Raw genomic sequence first — 15,558 nt, 5'->3', positions numbered from 1 at the left:
TGGACCGATTGGTTTGTTAGTGCATTAAGCTCATCGCCGCCATATCCGGGTGGAGGTGGAGCGAAGCGGAACCGGAGGCCGGATATGGCGGTGTCGCCGTTTCCGGGGCCGGTGGTCGATAGCCCAGGCTGCTATGCGGGCGGACGGTGTTGTAATGCCGCCGCCAGGCTTCGATCAGCACTTTGGCCTCGGCAAGGCTGTAGAAGATCTCGCCGTTGAGCAGTTCGTCGCGAAGCGACCCGTTGAAGCTTTCGTTATAGCCATTCTCCCATGGTGAACCCGGCGTGATGTAGAGCGTCTTCACGCCGATCTGCCCCAACCATTTCTGGACGGCAGTCGCGATAAATTCGCTGCCATTATCGGACCGTATATGCGCCGGTGGCCCGCGCGAGATGAACAGGTCGGCGAGCGCTGCCAGAACATCCTCATGCTTGAGCTGCCGCGCGACGATGAGCGCCAGGCACTCCCTGCTGGCCTCGTCGATGATCGTCAAAATGCGGAACTTGCGCCCGTCATGCGTGCGCCCTTCGACGAAGTCGTAGGCCCATACATGACCTGGATATTCGGGCCGCAGGCGGATACAGGATCCGTCGTTGAGCCATAGGCGTCCGCGCTTTGGCTGGCGCAGCGGAACCTTCAGCCCCTCACGCCGCCAGATCCGCTCAACGCGTTTATGGTTCACCGTCCATCCCGCATGGCACAGCAATGCCGTCACCCGGCGGTAGCCATAGCGACCATATTGCTTCGCCAAAGCGATGATATCCTCTGTCAGTGCCTGTTCGTCATCCGCCCCGCGCGGCACCTTGCGCTGTGTCGATCGATGCTGACCCAGCACCCGGCATATCCGTCGCTCGGACACCGGAAGCTCTTGTCGCAAATGATCGATGCAGCGCCGCCGCCGCGCAGGGCTCAGAAGTTTCCCTTGGCAGCCTCCTGCAGGATCAACTTGTCCAGCGTCAGGTCCGAAATCGCCCGGCGAAGACGCTGGTTCTCTTTCTCCAAATCCTTCATCCGCCGCGCCTGGTCGGTCTTCAGCCCGCCATATTCCTTCCGCCAGCGATAATAGGTCTGCTCGCTGACCGCGATCCGCCGGCAGGCCTCCGCTGTCGAGGCCCCCTGCGCCAGCACAATCTCAACTTCACGCAGCTTGCCGATAATCTCTTCCGGCTTGTGCTTCTTGCTCGGCATTCATTTTCCCCTTCGTGGTCCAGACTATCATAGTCTCTGGGCCACTCAGCAGGGGGCAGATCAACAGGCAAGCTGCAAAACGAGCCGTCGTGACGCGGCAATATAAATTTACAGCAGGCGGGATTATGCTTTCATTGGTCCTAAATAGAAACAATAAAATGATCGATGGAGCCGGTTTTTCTGATTTGAGCGCCGTCAGGCAGATGGGGATATAAAATACTGAATATAAACGTTAAATAATCAAACATGGGCGAGCTTCCTGTTGCCATCACGCAACAATCGCTAGAATTATAGCCGATTGTCAATTGAGATTGCCATGAGGTACATTAGACCAATCGTCGCATTGATTCGCTGCCCGAAAAGGAGAGCAACGTGCCTCAGGTCCTGAAAGCCGCAAACGGATTATCGCAAATGCACCCTGTGGAAACCAGCATCACCCCGGACGCTATTGTAGAGCGCGCCCGTGCGCTCGTTCCGATCCTGCAGGAGCGTGAAGCGCAGGCGATCGCCAACAGGCAGGTGCCGGCGGAAACCATCGCTGCGTTTCAGGATGCCGGCTTTTTCAAGATATTACAGCCCAAACGCTATGGCGGCTATGAAATGTCACCGGCTGTCTATTGCGAGGTGGCAAAGACGCTGGCGGAGGGCTGCATGGGCAGCGCGTGGGTCTATGGCGTCGTCGCCGTTCACAACTGGCAGCTCGCCCTGTTCGATCCACAGGCCGCAGAAGATGTCTGGGGGCAGGACCAAAGCGTGCTGATCAGTTCATCCTATATGCCGACCGGGCAGGCCAGGAAGGTGGATGGTGGATATCGGTTCAGCGGTCGCTGGGCATTTTCGAGCGGGTCGGCGCATTGTTCATGGGTGATATTGGGCGCGAACATGGTTGCAGAAGGGGGGGATGGTAAAGCCGAACCCTATAATTTCCTGCTGCCGCGCAGCGACTATACTATCGTCGATACCTGGAATGTGATGGGCCTGTGCCCGACCGGAAGCAACGATATCGTTGTGGATGACGTGTTCGTCCCGGAGCATCGCGTCCTGCGCGAACGCGACATGTTCAATCTGGATTGTCCCGGACACGCGCTCAACAGCGAAGCGCTCTATGCGATTCCGTTTGCGCAGCTTTTCAACCGGACGGTTTCGACCACATCCATTGGCTCGCTGCGACGGGCATTGAATGTGTTTGTGGAAACGACGCGCAAGAAGCGCACGACTTATACCGGATTGAGCGTGGCGAGCGATCCGACGATCCAGAAAGCGGTCGCGGATGTGAAGCTCATATTGAGCGATCTTGAGCTGCGGCTCGCGGCGGATCTGGCGGAGTTGGATGCCAGGGCGGTAAGTGGCGACTGGCCGATCGAGCGCCGCGCGGAATTGGGCCATAGCACCACCGCCATGGTTTCACGCTGTGTCGAAGCAATCGACAAGCTGATGTTGTTTTCGGGAGGAAAGGCGATCTATTCCGGCAATGTCGTCCAGCGCGCGTTTCTCGATATTCATTGCGCACGCGCGCATGTCGCCAACAATCCCTATCCCTATGCGCGCAATGTCGGCGGCCTTGCGTTCGGTTTCGACAATGATTGCATGGATTTGTGATCGGATCAGATCAACCCCGGCTTATCCCGGCCCTGGAAGGGGCCGGATACCGGGCTGAAGCGGCGTCAGGATTTCAGGTCGTGCGCGAGTGCCAGCAGGGGGCCTGAAGCGTCCGGCTTGTCATGCTGCATATTTTCACGAACGAAATCGACGAACGCCCTGACCTTGGAAAGGGCGAAATTGCCGCGCGGGAAGATGATATGAAGCGGGATGCTTTCGCTGACCACGTCGGTCAGGAGCGGTTCCAGCCGGTTCGCCGCGATGTCTTCTTCCACCAGGAAGCGAGGCAGGTAGCTGATGCCGAGACCTTGAAGCGCGGCCTCGCGCGCCATGCGAACCGAATTGCTGGTCAGCGGGCCGCGATTGACGGTAACCGACACATCATCGGAAAGTCGCCATTCGCCCACTTTCGAGAGATGGGTTTCAATGATGAAAGTGTGATCCTTCAGATCATGCGGCGTATGCGGCTTGCCGGTCTTGGCGAGATAGGCCGGCGCTGCGATCAAAACCATCGGATAATCCCGAAGCAGCACATATTCAAAGCTGGAGTCAGGTGGGTCGCCCATCCAGAAGGCCACGTCGAAACGACCTTTGAGCATCCCGACATGGCTGTCCGACAAGTTGAGGAACAGGCGTACGTCCGGATAGGTTTGCAAAAATCTGGGTATTATCGCCGTCAGGTCGAACAGCGAGGAAACGACGGGCGCATTGACCTTGAGATCGCCGCGAGGCTTTGACACCATCCCTGTGATGATCTGATTTGCCTCATTCACCTCATCGACAATTCTGGCGCAGCGCGCATACATTTCGCGTCCGGCAGGGGTCAGCGAAACGGAACGCGTCGTCCGTTCCAGCAGGCGCACGCCAATGCTTTGTTCGAGTTTGGCGATTTGGCGGCTGACGGCGGCCTTTGAATAGCCCAGCAAATTGGCGGCGTTCGAAAACCCCCCTGTGCTTACAACGGCGGCGAACGAGATCATCGCCATCACGTTACCTAGGTCCGGTCTTTCTTCCATGCCTCTCCCTCTTTCATAGAGCCAGATTAGTCAATCGGATTGCTGAAATAGGACGAAAGCGGAAGGCGCGCTTGTTCGTAACTGTTGCGATTATGCAAAAATAAGATTGTTTTGATATTCACTGTTGCGTATGCAGATGCCCATGCACGAGTGTGCGCCCACTTGAATTGCATGGCGGCGATTCGTGTTGTGGTGATCGACGGAGATTTATGATGTTTGAGAAGCTTTCCCAATCCTCACAGCGTGACGTGAGCAGCCAGTTTCATCCGTTCACATCGATCAACGATCTGAAGGCTGAAGGCACGATGATGATGGAATCGGGCTCTGGCGTGCGGGTTCGGGACATTCACGGCAAGGAATATCTTGATGGGATGGCCGGCCTTTGGTGCGTGAACCTTGGTTATGGGCGCAAGGAAATCTCCGAAGCGATTGCACGTCAAAGCGAGAAGCTTTCGTTTTTCCACACCTTCAACGGCATGAGCACGGATGTTGTGGGCGAATGCGCGGAGGCGCTGCTGGCGCGCGCGCCGGTGCCCATGTCGCGCATCTTCTTCGGTACGTCGGGAAGCGATGCGAACGAAACGCAGCTCAAGATCATCTGGGTTTACAACAATCTGCGCGGGAAACCTGAAAAGAAGAAGGTCATTGCGCGCTGGAATGCCTATCATGGCTCCGGCGTCGCCACGGCCAGTCTGACCGGCCTGCCGGGCATGCACAATCTGTTCGATTTGCCCAAGGGGCCGATCCTGCATGTCAGTGCCCCCTATTATTACCGAAAGGCGCCTGATGGCATGTCCGAGCGGGAATTTTCCCGCCAGCTCGCCAAGGAACTGGAAGATGTGATCGAGCGGGAAGGCGCGCATACCATCGCGGCATTTTTCGCAGAGGCGGTGATGGGCGCTGGTGGTCTCATTCCGCCGCCCGAAGGCTATTTCGAAGAGATCATGCCGATCCTCAAGAAGAATGACATCCTGCTGGTCGCGGACGAAGTGGTTTCGGGCTTTGGTCGTCTGGGCACCTATTGGGGCAGCCAGACATATGGATATGAACCCGATCTCATTACCTCCGCCAAGGGGGTGACGTCAGGCTATTTCCCGATGTCGGCCGTGTTCATTTCTCCCAAGGTGTGGGACGTTCTGGACTCCGGCGCGGACAAGATCGGGGTATTCGGCCATGGTTACACCTATTCGGCCCATCCTGTCGGCGCGGCGGCCGCGCTGGCCGCGCTCAAGCTGATCGATGAGCTCAAGGTGGTTGAAAATGTCGCCGATGTTGGCCCCTACATGATGCAGGGTTTGCGCGACCGGTTGGGCCAGCATCCCCATGTCGGCGATATTCGGGGCCAGGGCCTGATGCTGGGCATCGAACTGATGCAGGACCGTGAGACAAAGCAAATCCTGCCGCCGGAAAATCGCACCGGGCGCCAGGTTCTCAAAGCGGCGGCGCAACGGGAGCTGATCACCCGCGCATTGGGCGATACGCTTGTCTTCGCCCCGCCGCTCGTACTCACGCGTGCGGAAGCCGACGAGATCGTCGACAAATTCGCGCTGGCCGTCGACGATGTCTTGAAAGCCTGATCGCACAAGGGCCGTCCAGACTTTCTGGGCGGCCCGTTCACTAAACCTTGGGAATGGGGCGACATGGAGCTTAACACGGCGATTTCGGGCCTGGCCGCTGCGGAACAAGGCGCGGAACGCCTGACCAGAGGCGGACTGATTTCTGCAATATTGCTTGGGCTGGTCGGCGCGGTCGTGATTTTCGTGACGCCCGGTTTCCTGGCGGTAATAGCGCAGAAAACCGGGTTTAACGACGACCAGCTGGGTTATCTGGCGGCCTGGGACATCAACGCCATGGGCGTGACGATCGGCCTCAGCACATTTGCCTTGTCCAGAGTGCCCTGGCGTGTGGCCGTAGGTCTTGGCCTGGCGCTCATAATAAGCGGAAATATTTTAACGGCAGCCGTTGTCAGTTTTCCGGCCATGGCCGCCGCGCGGGTCGTGGCCGGGGCAGGGGAAGGAATTGCGATAGGCTTTGCCTTTGCAGCTTTGGGCCGCGCGAAAAATCCGGATCGGGCCTTTGCTATATATCTGGTGACCGGCGCCGCATTGAGCTCGCTGTTTCTCTACTTTCTTCCCGCGTTGATGGCGATGTTCGCGCCAAGCACCATTTTCATCGCCAATGCAGGGCTTACGGCTCTCGTGCTGCTCTCGCTACGGGCCTTTCCCGACGGCAGCAAGGATGAACCGGACATATTCGCGGCGGGCGGCGGCAAGCTGGACCTGCGGGTGGCATCCGGCGCGCTTGTTGGCGTGTTTCTGCTCTTCTTCGCGATGGGCGGGGTATGGAGCTATGCCGAGCGCATCGGCCAGTTGAGCCGTTTGACGGACAATGCCATTGCCAGCGGGCTGTCCATTGGAACCATGGCGGGCGTTGTCGGGGCGGGGCTGGCGGGTGTCCTGCCGCGCCGCTGGGGACGGAGCTGGCCGTTGATATTCAGCGGGTTGATCGGCACCATCAGCTTCCTGCTGTTCCGCGACCAGGTGTCGAGTACGGCCTATATCCTGGCCTGCGCGATGATGTTGTTCAGCTGGAATTTCGCGCAGCCGCTTTTGTCAGGGATATGCTCGGAGGCCTGCAAACGCGGACGCGTGGTGTGCGCAATGGCGTCGATTCAGACATTTGGCACGGGGCTGGGCCCTGCTGCTGCGGCGGCTAGCCTGATCACGGGATCTTTTGCGGTCATGATCTATGCCGCAAGTCTCATATTGGCGCTCAGCATCATTGTCACAATTTCGACGGCCCAATGGGGACGCAGCCCCGCATGAGCGAGATGGCGGGCATATAGTCCCGCATATCGGTGCGCCGATGCGTTGCGATCATCGTCCGACGGTTGAAAATGGGCTGCCCCTCTCAGGGCAGCCCATTGCCGTTTAGAGGAATATGGCGCGCGACAGGCCGCCATCGACCGCGATCGATTCGCCCGTAATCCCGCTGCCCAGATTGGAGCACAGGAACACGATCGGATCGGCTACCTCTTCCACTTCGAGCATGCGTTTCAGTGCAGCCGGATCACCGGCTTCGCGCGCGACGATCGCATCGACCGTGGTGCCTTCCTCGGCCGCCATCTCGGCGAACCATTCCTCGATATGCTCGGTCCGGGTGACGCCGGGGTGAATGATGTTCACCGTGATGCCATCCTTGCCCACTTCGTCCGACAGCGTCTTTGTGAAATGGACGAGCGCGGTATTGCGCATGCCCGACAGCGCTTCGGTGCAGCGCGCGGTCAACCCGCCAACATTGACGATCCGTCCCCAGCCAGCCTTGCGCATGTAAGGTACGCACGCCTTTGCCGTGCGGAAATAGCCGAACAATTTTGTATTGAGGTCCAGCATCAGCGCATCTTCGTCCGCTTCCTCAATCGCATTGCGCACCAGTCCGCCCGGCGCTGCGGCGCAATTCACCAATATGTGAACGGCCCCGAATTTTTCCACTGCGGTATCGACAAGCGCCTGAACCGATTCTTTGGACGTGGTGTCGGTTGGAACCGCGATGATCTCGCCACCTGTTTCGTCACGCAATTGCTGCGCTGCCGCTTCAAGCTTCGCAGCGGTACGCGCAGCGATCACTATCTTGACGCCGGCAAGCGCCAGCTTGCGCGCCGTTTCCTTGCCAATGCCAACGCCACCCCCTGTGATGACGGCAACCTTGCCTTCAATACCAAGTTTCAAATTCATAACGACTGGTCCTTCTCGTCTGACGGAATGAGGGAGATACGGGCCGCAGGTGCGCCGTCGAAGCTGACGCTTATAGTGTCTCCTGCGAAAATCTCGGTCGCGCCGGTCGTGGTGCCCGATGCGATCAACTGTTCTTTCTTCAAATTGTCATTTTCGTTTTCGCGCAACCAGTTGGCCAGCCAGACGACAGCATCTAGCGGGTTGCCCAAAACTCTTGCGGTCGAGCCTTCGACAGGCGCCTCGTCATTGCGGCTGAGCTTGGCTGGCATATCGGCAAACCTGTCTTCCCACTGCGACGAGAGTTTGCCGCCGAGCACAAGGCCGTAGGCATTGACATTGTCGGCGATCAGCAGGGGCAGCGATTGGTGATCGTCGGCAAAACGGGAAAAGACGATCTCGATGCCGGTATAAATTCCCTTGAGCGCCGCGCAGATGTCGGCCCGCGTATAGGGCCTGTCCAGCATCGGCAGATCACTGCCCATTTCGAACACCAGTTCGGCCTCCGCATATATTTCCGGCACGACCGCGAAAATCTGGCTGCGGTCCGAAAATATCGCGCTGGCCGGAAGGCGACCCACGGTTGGCTCGGCAGTGCCGAACGCGTCCTGCGGCGCCTTGCCGGTCAGGCCCAGTTTCCACACCATGATGGGTTGACCAGTCCGGGCATGGATTCTGCGCTGAATGGCATACGCCTCGTCAATGCTCGGAAATTGCCGGGGCAGGGGCGTCGACATTCGCCTTTCCCCGGTGGCCGCGAGCAGTGCCCTTTCAAGATCGAGATTGTTGTCCTGCACCATGATTCCTTCGGTCTGAACGTCTTTGGCATTGTCGTGCATATGCAACAAATAATCTGATAAATCTATAATTGTTTACATTGTGTCGATCCGCTATTAGATGGATGGAATCGCTCAGGCGTCAAGGCGCTGCGGGCAGGACAGGTTTCAGCAATTGAGGGTCAAGGCCATGTCAGAACAGTCTACAGCATATGCAAAGGCCGAAGCGCTTCGCTCTGATCTGGGCAAAACGCCCCGCGGGCTGATTATCGATGGAAAATCGGTGCAGGCGCAGTCGGGCAAGACCTTCGCCACCGTAAATCCCGCGACGGGCCAGGAAATTTGCCAGGTGGCAGAAGGTGGCGTGGCCGACGTCGATCTGGCGGTCAAGGCCGCGCGCAAGGCGCTGGTCGATCCCAGCTGGCGCGACATGAGCGCAGTAGATCGCTCCAAATTGCTGAATCGTCTGGCCGACCTGATCGAGCGCGATGCAGCAGAGTTGGCCGTTCTTGAGTGCATGGACAATGGCAAGCCGGCAACGCTGACCCAGGCCGTCGAAATCGAAGGTTCGATCAAGACCTTCCGCTATTATGCCGGCTGGCCGACGAAATTTGGCGGTGAAACGCTGCCGGTATCGCCCCGCAGCGGCGCGAAAATCCTGAATTACACGGTGCGCGAACCGGTGGGCGTTTGCGGACTGATTGTGCCGTGGAATTATCCCATGTCGATGGCGGCCTGGAAAGTGGCCCCGGCGCTGGCAGCAGGTTGCACCGTTATCCTCAAGCCAGCCGAGCAAACCCCGCTGACGGCCCTGCGGTTGGCTGAACTGGCTCTGGAGGCCGGTATTCCTGCTGGCGTTTTCAATGTCATAACCGGCTTTGGCGAAGCGGGTGCAGCACTGGTCGACCATCCGGGCGTGGACAAGGTAGCCTTCACCGGGTCGACCGCGGTCGGCAAGGCGATCGTGCGCGGCTCTACCGTCAATCTCAAGAAGGTCAGTCTCGAACTGGGTGGAAAATCTCCGCAGATCGTCCTGCCTGACGCTGATCTCGATGCAGCCGCGGCGTCTGTAGCGGCGGGGATATTCTTCAATCAGGGGCAGACCTGCACCGCAGGTTCGCGGCTCTATGCGCATGCCTCGATCCATGACGATCTTTTGGCACGGGTTGCTGACCATGCGGCGCGGCTCACGATCGGCAATGGTCTGGACCCGAGCGTGAATTTCGGTCCGCTGGTGTCACAGGAGCAATGGGACCAGGTGAGCGGCTATGTCGAAATCGGGAAGAATGAAGGGGCTGAAATCCTGATCGGTGGCGGTCGGCCAAAAGCCCATGGCGAGGGCTTCTTCTTTGAACCCACGATCATGGCAAATGCGGGCCGTGACATGCGCATCGTGCGCGAGGAAATCTTTGGCCCGGTGTTGAGCGCGCTGAGCTGGTCGGACCCCGAAGATCTGGTCGCGCAGGCGAATGATTCCGATTTCGGCCTTTCGGCAGGAATCTGGACGAACGACCTCAAGCAGGCGCACCGCCTTGCCGGTGCGGTCAAGGCCGGGACGGTCTGGATCAACTGTTTCAATCTTGTCGACAATGCCACGCCATTTGGCGGCTTCAAACAGTCCGGCTGGGGGCGTGAGCATGGTCGCCAGGCGATGGAGCTCTACACCGAGATCAAGAGCATCTGGGTCAATCTGAGCTGAACGGCGTCGGAATATAGCAAGCATCGATAGAATAGCAGGAGACCTCATGAGCAGGACCATGATAGTTGCAACCGATGGGCAGGCGATCATTCGCACCCATGACGAGGGCAAGCATTGGTATCGGATCAATATCGGGCAGGATCTGGAATATGACGACCGGGTTCGGTGCCTGCTGATTGATCCCGCCAATCCCGAAGCGCTGTTTGCCGGGGCGGAAAAAGGTTTGTTCTACAGCGCTGACCATGGCGTTCACTGGAGCAGGATTGATTGTGCGCTGAACGGTCTTGCCGTGTGGAAGCTGGTGGTGAGCGAGAGTGATCCCAAGGTGATCTATGCCGGCACTGGCGCTCCTTCGCGCGCTATCCTGTTCCGTTCGCGCGATGGCGGAAAGAGCTGGGAACGCACGCCGCTGGAAATGCCGGAGTTTTGCGCGGGCGTGAATCGCCCCCGCATGCTGGCGCTTGCCGTCGACCCGGCCGATTCCAACGATGTTTGGGCAGGGGTTGAAGAAGGCGGCCTGCACCGCAGCCGCGATGGTGGCGATACGTGGCAACGCATCGATACGAGCTGGTCGGAATTTGGTGGCAATTCCGATCTGCATGACATCGTTATTCTGAAGCAGGACGATGGAACGACAGTGCATCTCGCGCTCACCGTCATCGCGCTTTATCGTTCCACCGACAATGGCGAGACCTGGGTCCGTCTGCCTGCCAAGGAAAGTTGGGGGCTGCGCTATTCGCGACTGCTGATGCGCAAGCCTGGCAGTAATCGGGAGATTGCAGTGGGAATCGGCGACGGAACGCCCGGCACCACGGCTGCGATACTGACATCGGACGATGCTGGCCTGACCTGGACGAAGGCGGAACTCGACCGCCCTTCAAACTCCTGCATGTGGGCATTCGGCGCAAATCCCGCCGATCCCGATTTCATGCTGGCAGGAAGCAAATTCGGCTATCTGTATCTCTCGACAGATGCCGGAAAATCCTGGGCCAAGGAATGGCGCGAGTTCAATGAGATTACGGATCTGACCTGGATACCTGGAATTCCTGAAGATTTGGGGTTGCCGCATGTCACAAACTGAAACCTCTCCGATCCGGGTAGAGAAGATCGCCCATATCGTATTGTTCGTGAGGGACCCCGAACTCTCCGCGCAATGGTATAGTGACATCCTCAACATGAAGATCGTCGCTCGTGCCGCCGATGGCCCGTATAAGGGCGGCGTATTTTTGAGCTTCGGGGTCAGCGACCACGATATTGCGCTGTTTGCGGCAGAAGAAGGCGCGACCACAGGCAAAGAGTTTGAGCATGTCGGCCTGATGATGGCTGGCACGAGCATGGACGATTTGCGGCGGAACTACGCATTTTTCGCGGAACGTGGCGTCAAGATCGCCGAAATTCTGGACCATGGAGTTTCGACCGGGATCTATTTCTATGATCCTGACGGGCACATGCTGGAAGTGTTCTGCCAGCGCGTTCCCCAGGAAACCGGAGCCTCGCAGGCTGAACTGACCCGCAATCAGGGTCAGGCCGATCCGGTAGATCCGAGCCAACTTTAGCAGCGGTCGGCGAACGGGACCGCCGAGCCAACACACTTTGCCAAACGGCAGAGGCAGGGAGAATGACATGAAGACGTATGAGCCGAACTTCGGCGCTTTCCACATCCGCAAATGGTTCAGCCAGGTGGAAGAAATCTGGGCCGGTGAAACAGGCGCTCCTGCAGATGGCCAGCCTTTGGTCAAATATATGATCGGCGCGTGCATCAAGAACCCCTATGCGGGCCAGTTTGTCGAGGATCTTTCGGCCTGGATCGATGCTTCCCCGGAACTGGGCACGGAAATCGGGCGACGGCTGAATGCGCTGTCGGGTGGTGCCAAGATCGAAAGTTACGGCAAGGCGATCATGGTCGGCATCGATGGTGAGTATGAGCATGGCAATGCCCTGCTGACGAACCCGGCGGCTAATCCGGTCCGTGATGCAGTGGGCGGCGGCGCGTCATGGGTTCCCTCCACGGGCAAGCGCGGCGTTCCGGGCACAATCCTCGACATTCCCTTCGGCCACAAGGATGCTCTCTACGTTCGTTCGCACTACGACACGATGAGCGTTTCCTTCGATGATGCGCCCAATCGTGATGAAGTGATCGTTTGCTGGGCATTTGCCACGCGCGGACGGCTGAATGCGCGCCTGGGTGGCCTCAAGGCCGAAGATGCCGAAGGCAACGGACTGACCTGACGCATGAGCATCCAGACGATGACAGACCAAGGCCAGGCTCCGCTTCCCGTCGCGACGCTAGACGGGGAGCGGACCCGCCGCATTTCGAGCGGCACGCTGGATCTATATGTGCGTGAATGGGGTGACCCGGAAGCGCCAGCCATGCTGTTGCTGCATGGCTTGCGAGGCTATTCCGGGACATGGCGCAAGCTGGCATCGTCTCTGGCCGATCGCTGGCATATGATTGCGTTCGACGCGCGCGGCCGGGGGGAAAGCGACTGGGATGCGGAGCGCAACTATTATACCGACGCCTATCTTGGCGATCTGGAAGCGGTTGCCGATGCCCTGAAGCTCGATCGCTTCGTGCTGGTCGGTCATTCGATGGGCGGAACGACATCCTATTGCTACGCCGCCAAGCATCCGGATCGTTTGCTGGGTTTGGTCGTGGAAGACATCACTGCCGGTTCTTCGGTATCGGGTGCCGGGTTCGAACGGATCGTCGCAGAAATGGCTGCGTTGCCAACCCGTTTTGCCGACTGGGCGGAGGCCCGCGCCTATTGGCGCAAGCTGCGGCCCAACGTGTCCGATGCAGCCATCGAGGAACGATTGTTTGAATCGATGCGGGCAGACGACAGCGGTTCGGTGGTATGGCGTTATGATGCGGATGGTATTGCGGCGACCCGCATTCAACCTGATCCATCGCGCGTGGTTGATCTGCACCCGGTGATTGCCGCGATCCGTACCCCCACTCTGGTGATCCGTGGCGGGCGATCGGATTTTTGCAACCTCGATAAGGTGAGGGAGCTGGAAGCCGGCAACCCCAGGCTCGCACATGCCAGCGTGGCTGAAGCCTCCCATTATGTTCATGACGATGCGCATGAAAGTTTCATGCGCCTTGTCGAAGGTTTCCTTGCCGGCCTGAAGGTCGGTGGGGCGGCGCTTGGCTGACAGGAAAGAGATATTATGAACGTTCAAAGCGAAGCAAAAGCGCCGGTCAACGGGCGCCTGGGCGCCGATCTTTTGCTCGACAGCCTGTATGAAGGCGGCGCGCGCATTTGCTTCGCCAATCCTGGGACGACCGAATTGGGGCTGGTCAGTGCGCTGGCGCGTGACGGACGGTTGCGCTGCGTTCTCAGCCTGTTTGAAGGCGTGTGTACAGGCGCGGCCGATGGCTATGCCCGCGTTTCGGGCCAAGTGCCGCTGACTCTGCTGCATCTGGGGCCTGGTTTTGCCAATGGCATCGCCAATCTCCACAATGCGCGCCGCGCGGGTTCGCGGATCATCAACCTGATCGGTGATCATGCGACATGGCATCTGGCCTATGACGCGCCGCTGACGTCAGACATTGTCTCGCTGGCACAACCTGTATCCCGTCAGGTCATCTCCCTCGCAAAGCCTGATGCGATCGCTGATGATGTGCGGCAGGCGTTCGCGGCGACCAATCTGGCGGAAGGTGGCGCTGCAACGCTGATTTTCCCGACCGATGTGGTTGATGCCCCGGCGCCTGACAACGGAAACGCAGTAGGGTTCGCGCCGTACCAGTTGACGCCGGTGGGGGACGACAGCATCAAATCGGTGGCGGCCGCGCTGTCCGAACCGGGCGAAACCATTGTCCTGCTGGGGGGCAGCGCGCTCACCGAAGCCGGGATTCGTGCCGGGGCCGCGCTCGCCGCCGCTCTGGGCGGGCGGTTGCTGATGGAACCCTATCCGGGCATCGTAACGCTGGGTGGGGATCTGCCGAAAGTGGAGCGTCAGGCCTATTTCCCCGATGATGTCATCGCACAAATGGGCGATGCCCGCGTCGTGCTGGCTGGCGCGCGCATGCCGATCAGCTATTTCGGCTATGAAGGCTGGCCCAGCCAGCTGGTGCCCGACGAAAGGTTGGTGCGCCTGGCTGCGCCTGGCGAGGATGCCGTTGCCGCGCTGGTTGCGCTCGCCAGTCAGGTTGGCGGTGAGCAAGCACGCGCGCCTGCGCCGATGGAGGCAGTCTGCTCGCCTGAAGCAGACGCAACGTTAACGCCGGTATCGGTGGTGGAGGAACTGCTGGTCCAGTTGCCGCAGGACGCGGTGATTTCACTGGAAGGGTCGACTCTGGGCGGCCCCTGGCTGCGCAACGCGCATCGCGCGAAGCGGCACCGGGTGATGACGAATACCGGAGGCGCGATTGGGCAGGGGCTGCCTTGCGCGGTCGGCGCTGCGCTGGCGCAGCCTGACGCCCGTATCGTTGCGCTTCAGTCCGATGGCAGCGCGCAATATACGTTGCAATCGCTCTGGACGATGGCGCGAGAGGGGCTGAAGGTCACGATCATCATCGCCGCCAATCATCGCTACGCGATCCTGCAGACCGAACTTAATCGGGCCGAAGTGCCGCTCGATGACAAGATCGTCGCCGATCTGACGAAACTGGACAGTCCCAAGGTCGATTGGGTCGCGTTGGCTAAAGGCTATGGTGTCGAGGCGATCCGCGCGACCACGAATGGAGAGCTGTCTGCGGCACTGCGCCATGGCCTGACGCTTGATGGGCCGTTGCTGATACAGGCAGAATTGCCATGAGCGGTAGCCAGCGGGTTGCGATCCTGACCGGCGGTAGCGGCGGACTGGTTCCCGGCATCGCCGAACAACTGGCCAATGCCGGCTTTACGATTGTCCTGACGGCGCGTGGCGAGACGGCGCTGGAGGCTGCGGCGGCGCGGTTGAGGGAGAGCGTCGACACGCCTGTCGTTGCGATTGCGTCCGACGCCCGCGATGCCACCGCCACCAAAGCCCTTGCCGAAAAGGTCATCGATCGGTTCGGTCGCATCGATGTGCTGGTCAACGCGGCAGCAAGCTCAACCCCGATCGGGGGCGCTATCGAAGACGTCGATATTGATGCGTTGATTGCCGATGTCGACGTGAAGGTGGGTGGATATTTGCGTTACGCGCAGGCGGTTGTCCCCGCGATGAAGCGACAGGGGGCGGGACATATCGTCAATATCGGCGGGCTGACCGGGCGGTCGAGCGACACTTTGAGTGGTCTGCGCAATGCCGCGGTCGCCCATTTGACAAAGGTGCTTTCCGATCAACTCGGGCGGTTTCGCATTTCAGTTAACGTCGTCAATCCGGGCATCGTCCGGACGCCTCACCTGGACGAGTTGTTTGCCGAAATGGCCGAGGAATGCGATGTTACCGCAAAGGACATCGAGGCCGAATTCGTTCAGGACATCCCGACGGGTGAAATCCTGTCTCCTGCCCAGGTCGGGCAATTCATTGCCTTTCTGGCAAATGCGCAGAGTCCTTCGATAACCGGGCAGTCCCTGACTATCGATGGAGGCTATTCGCGAGGCGTTTACCTCTAGAGGATC

14 protein-coding genes are annotated in these 15,558 nt (G+C 59.3%); 10 read left to right on the top strand and 4 right to left on the bottom strand.

From position 1 onward, the window contains the following. Positions 1–16 precede the first annotated feature (16 nt). Positions 17–1,188 (bottom strand): IS3 family transposase gene (locus IWY39_RS23015; protein ID WP_107124077.1). Its coding sequence is split into 2 segments (ribosomal slippage): positions 17–924 and positions 924–1,188, totalling 1,173 coding nucleotides; the frame shifts between segments, so codons are not numbered across the junction. A 411-nt stretch (positions 1,189–1,599) separates the two neighbouring features. Between IWY39_RS23015 and IWY39_RS23010 the strand changes: the two genes are divergently transcribed. Next, a complete protein-coding gene (locus tag IWY39_RS23010) occupies positions 1,600–2,787 on the top strand; it encodes an acyl-CoA dehydrogenase family protein (protein WP_107126357.1) in 1,188 nt (395 codons plus the stop codon). Positions 2,788–2,852: 65 nt separating this feature from the next. Here the strand turns inward: IWY39_RS23010 and IWY39_RS23005 are convergent, their stop codons facing one another. Beyond that, the gene (locus IWY39_RS23005) at positions 2,853–3,803 is read right to left on the bottom strand and encodes a LysR family transcriptional regulator (protein WP_229380809.1); all 951 of its coding nucleotides are present in this window, start codon (positions 3,801–3,803) and stop codon (positions 2,853–2,855) included. Between the two features lie 209 nt (positions 3,804–4,012). Between IWY39_RS23005 and IWY39_RS23000 the strand changes: the two genes are divergently transcribed. Beyond that, on the top strand, positions 4,013–5,380 hold the full coding sequence (locus IWY39_RS23000; RefSeq protein WP_107126355.1) for an aminotransferase: 1,368 nt from the start codon (positions 4,013–4,015) through the stop codon (positions 5,378–5,380). A 63-nt stretch (positions 5,381–5,443) separates the two neighbouring features. Next, positions 5,444–6,628 (top strand): MFS transporter, encoded by a 1,185-nt coding sequence (locus IWY39_RS22995; RefSeq protein ID WP_107126354.1) that lies wholly within the window; start codon positions 5,444–5,446, stop codon positions 6,626–6,628. 105 nt (positions 6,629–6,733) lie between these two features. Here IWY39_RS22995 and IWY39_RS22990 read toward each other — a convergent pair whose 3' ends face one another. Further along, on the bottom strand, positions 6,734–7,537 hold the full coding sequence (locus IWY39_RS22990; protein ID WP_107126353.1) for an SDR family NAD(P)-dependent oxidoreductase: 804 nt from the start codon (positions 7,535–7,537) through the stop codon (positions 6,734–6,736). Then, positions 7,534–8,373: a 2-keto-4-pentenoate hydratase gene (locus IWY39_RS22985; protein ID WP_107126352.1), complete on the bottom strand. Its 840-nt coding sequence runs from the start codon at positions 8,371–8,373 to the stop codon at positions 7,534–7,536. Before IWY39_RS22985 ends, IWY39_RS22990 begins: the two co-directional genes overlap by 4 nt. A 127-nt stretch (positions 8,374–8,500) precedes the next feature. On the opposite strand from IWY39_RS22985, the gene IWY39_RS22980 reads away from it, so the two are divergent. The 7 genes from IWY39_RS22980 (at position 8,501) to IWY39_RS22950 (ending at position 15,552) form a co-directional block, all read left to right on the top strand. Beyond that, positions 8,501–10,009: an aldehyde dehydrogenase family protein gene (locus tag IWY39_RS22980; RefSeq protein ID WP_017181284.1), complete on the top strand. Its 1,509-nt coding sequence runs from the start codon at positions 8,501–8,503 to the stop codon at positions 10,007–10,009. Positions 10,010–10,055: 46 nt separating this feature from the next. After that, positions 10,056–11,090, top strand: coding sequence for a WD40/YVTN/BNR-like repeat-containing protein (locus IWY39_RS22975; protein ID WP_229380807.1), 1,035 nt, complete (start codon positions 10,056–10,058; stop codon positions 11,088–11,090). Beyond that, positions 11,077–11,565, top strand: coding sequence for a VOC family protein (locus IWY39_RS22970; RefSeq protein ID WP_107126350.1), 489 nt, complete (start codon positions 11,077–11,079; stop codon positions 11,563–11,565). The genes IWY39_RS22975 and IWY39_RS22970 overlap by 14 nt, the downstream gene beginning before the upstream one ends. Positions 11,566–11,632: 67 nt before the next feature. Further along, positions 11,633–12,238, top strand: a complete 606-nt coding sequence (locus IWY39_RS22965; RefSeq protein WP_017181281.1) for an amino acid synthesis family protein — start codon at positions 11,633–11,635, stop codon at positions 12,236–12,238. A gap of 3 nt (positions 12,239–12,241) precedes the next feature. Further along, entirely contained in the window at positions 12,242–13,165 is a 924-nt protein-coding gene (locus tag IWY39_RS22960) for an alpha/beta fold hydrolase (RefSeq protein WP_107126349.1), read from the top strand. Between the two features lie 15 nt (positions 13,166–13,180). Continuing rightward, complete coding sequence (locus IWY39_RS22955) at positions 13,181–14,770, top strand: acetolactate synthase large subunit (RefSeq protein WP_107126348.1); 1,590 nt, start codon at positions 13,181–13,183, stop codon at positions 14,768–14,770. Beyond that, positions 14,767–15,552, top strand: coding sequence for an SDR family oxidoreductase (locus IWY39_RS22950; RefSeq protein WP_107126347.1), 786 nt, complete (start codon positions 14,767–14,769; stop codon positions 15,550–15,552). Before IWY39_RS22955 ends, IWY39_RS22950 begins: the two co-directional genes overlap by 4 nt. Positions 15,553–15,558: the final 6 nt, after the last annotated feature.

The organism is Sphingobium sp. JAI105 (assembly GCF_015752145.1).
Lineage (GTDB): Bacteria > Pseudomonadota > Alphaproteobacteria > Sphingomonadales > Sphingomonadaceae > Sphingobium > Sphingobium xenophagum.
Note: the sequence above shows the minus strand (reverse complement) of the source record. Positions and strands in the feature narration are given on the sequence as shown.

Excerpts from the sequence above, each read along its gene's own strand:
- IWY39_RS22955 (WP_107126348.1), top strand. The coding sequence starts at position 13,181 with ATGAACGTTCAAAGCGAAGCAAAAGCGCCGGTCAACGGGCGCCTGGGC.
- IWY39_RS23010 (WP_107126357.1), top strand. The coding sequence starts at position 1,600 with ATGCACCCTGTGGAAACCAGCATCACCCCGGACGCTATTGTAGAGCGC.
- IWY39_RS22990 (WP_107126353.1), bottom strand. The coding sequence starts at position 7,537 with ATGAATTTGAAACTTGGTATTGAAGGCAAGGTTGCCGTCATCACAGGG.
- IWY39_RS22995 (WP_107126354.1), top strand. The coding sequence starts at position 5,444 with ATGGAGCTTAACACGGCGATTTCGGGCCTGGCCGCTGCGGAACAAGGC.
- IWY39_RS22985 (WP_107126352.1), bottom strand. The coding sequence starts at position 8,373 with ATGCACGACAATGCCAAAGACGTTCAGACCGAAGGAATCATGGTGCAG.
- IWY39_RS22975 (WP_229380807.1), top strand. The coding sequence starts at position 10,056 with ATGAGCAGGACCATGATAGTTGCAACCGATGGGCAGGCGATCATTCGC.
- IWY39_RS23000 (WP_107126355.1), top strand. The coding sequence starts at position 4,013 with ATGATGTTTGAGAAGCTTTCCCAATCCTCACAGCGTGACGTGAGCAGC.
- IWY39_RS22970 (WP_107126350.1), top strand. The coding sequence starts at position 11,077 with ATGTCACAAACTGAAACCTCTCCGATCCGGGTAGAGAAGATCGCCCAT.
- IWY39_RS22965 (WP_017181281.1), top strand. The coding sequence starts at position 11,633 with ATGAAGACGTATGAGCCGAACTTCGGCGCTTTCCACATCCGCAAATGG.
- IWY39_RS23005 (WP_229380809.1), bottom strand. The coding sequence starts at position 3,803 with ATGGAAGAAAGACCGGACCTAGGTAACGTGATGGCGATGATCTCGTTC.
- IWY39_RS22960 (WP_107126349.1), top strand. The coding sequence starts at position 12,242 with ATGAGCATCCAGACGATGACAGACCAAGGCCAGGCTCCGCTTCCCGTC.
- IWY39_RS22980 (WP_017181284.1), top strand. The coding sequence starts at position 8,501 with ATGTCAGAACAGTCTACAGCATATGCAAAGGCCGAAGCGCTTCGCTCT.
- IWY39_RS22950 (WP_107126347.1), top strand. The coding sequence starts at position 14,767 with ATGAGCGGTAGCCAGCGGGTTGCGATCCTGACCGGCGGTAGCGGCGGA.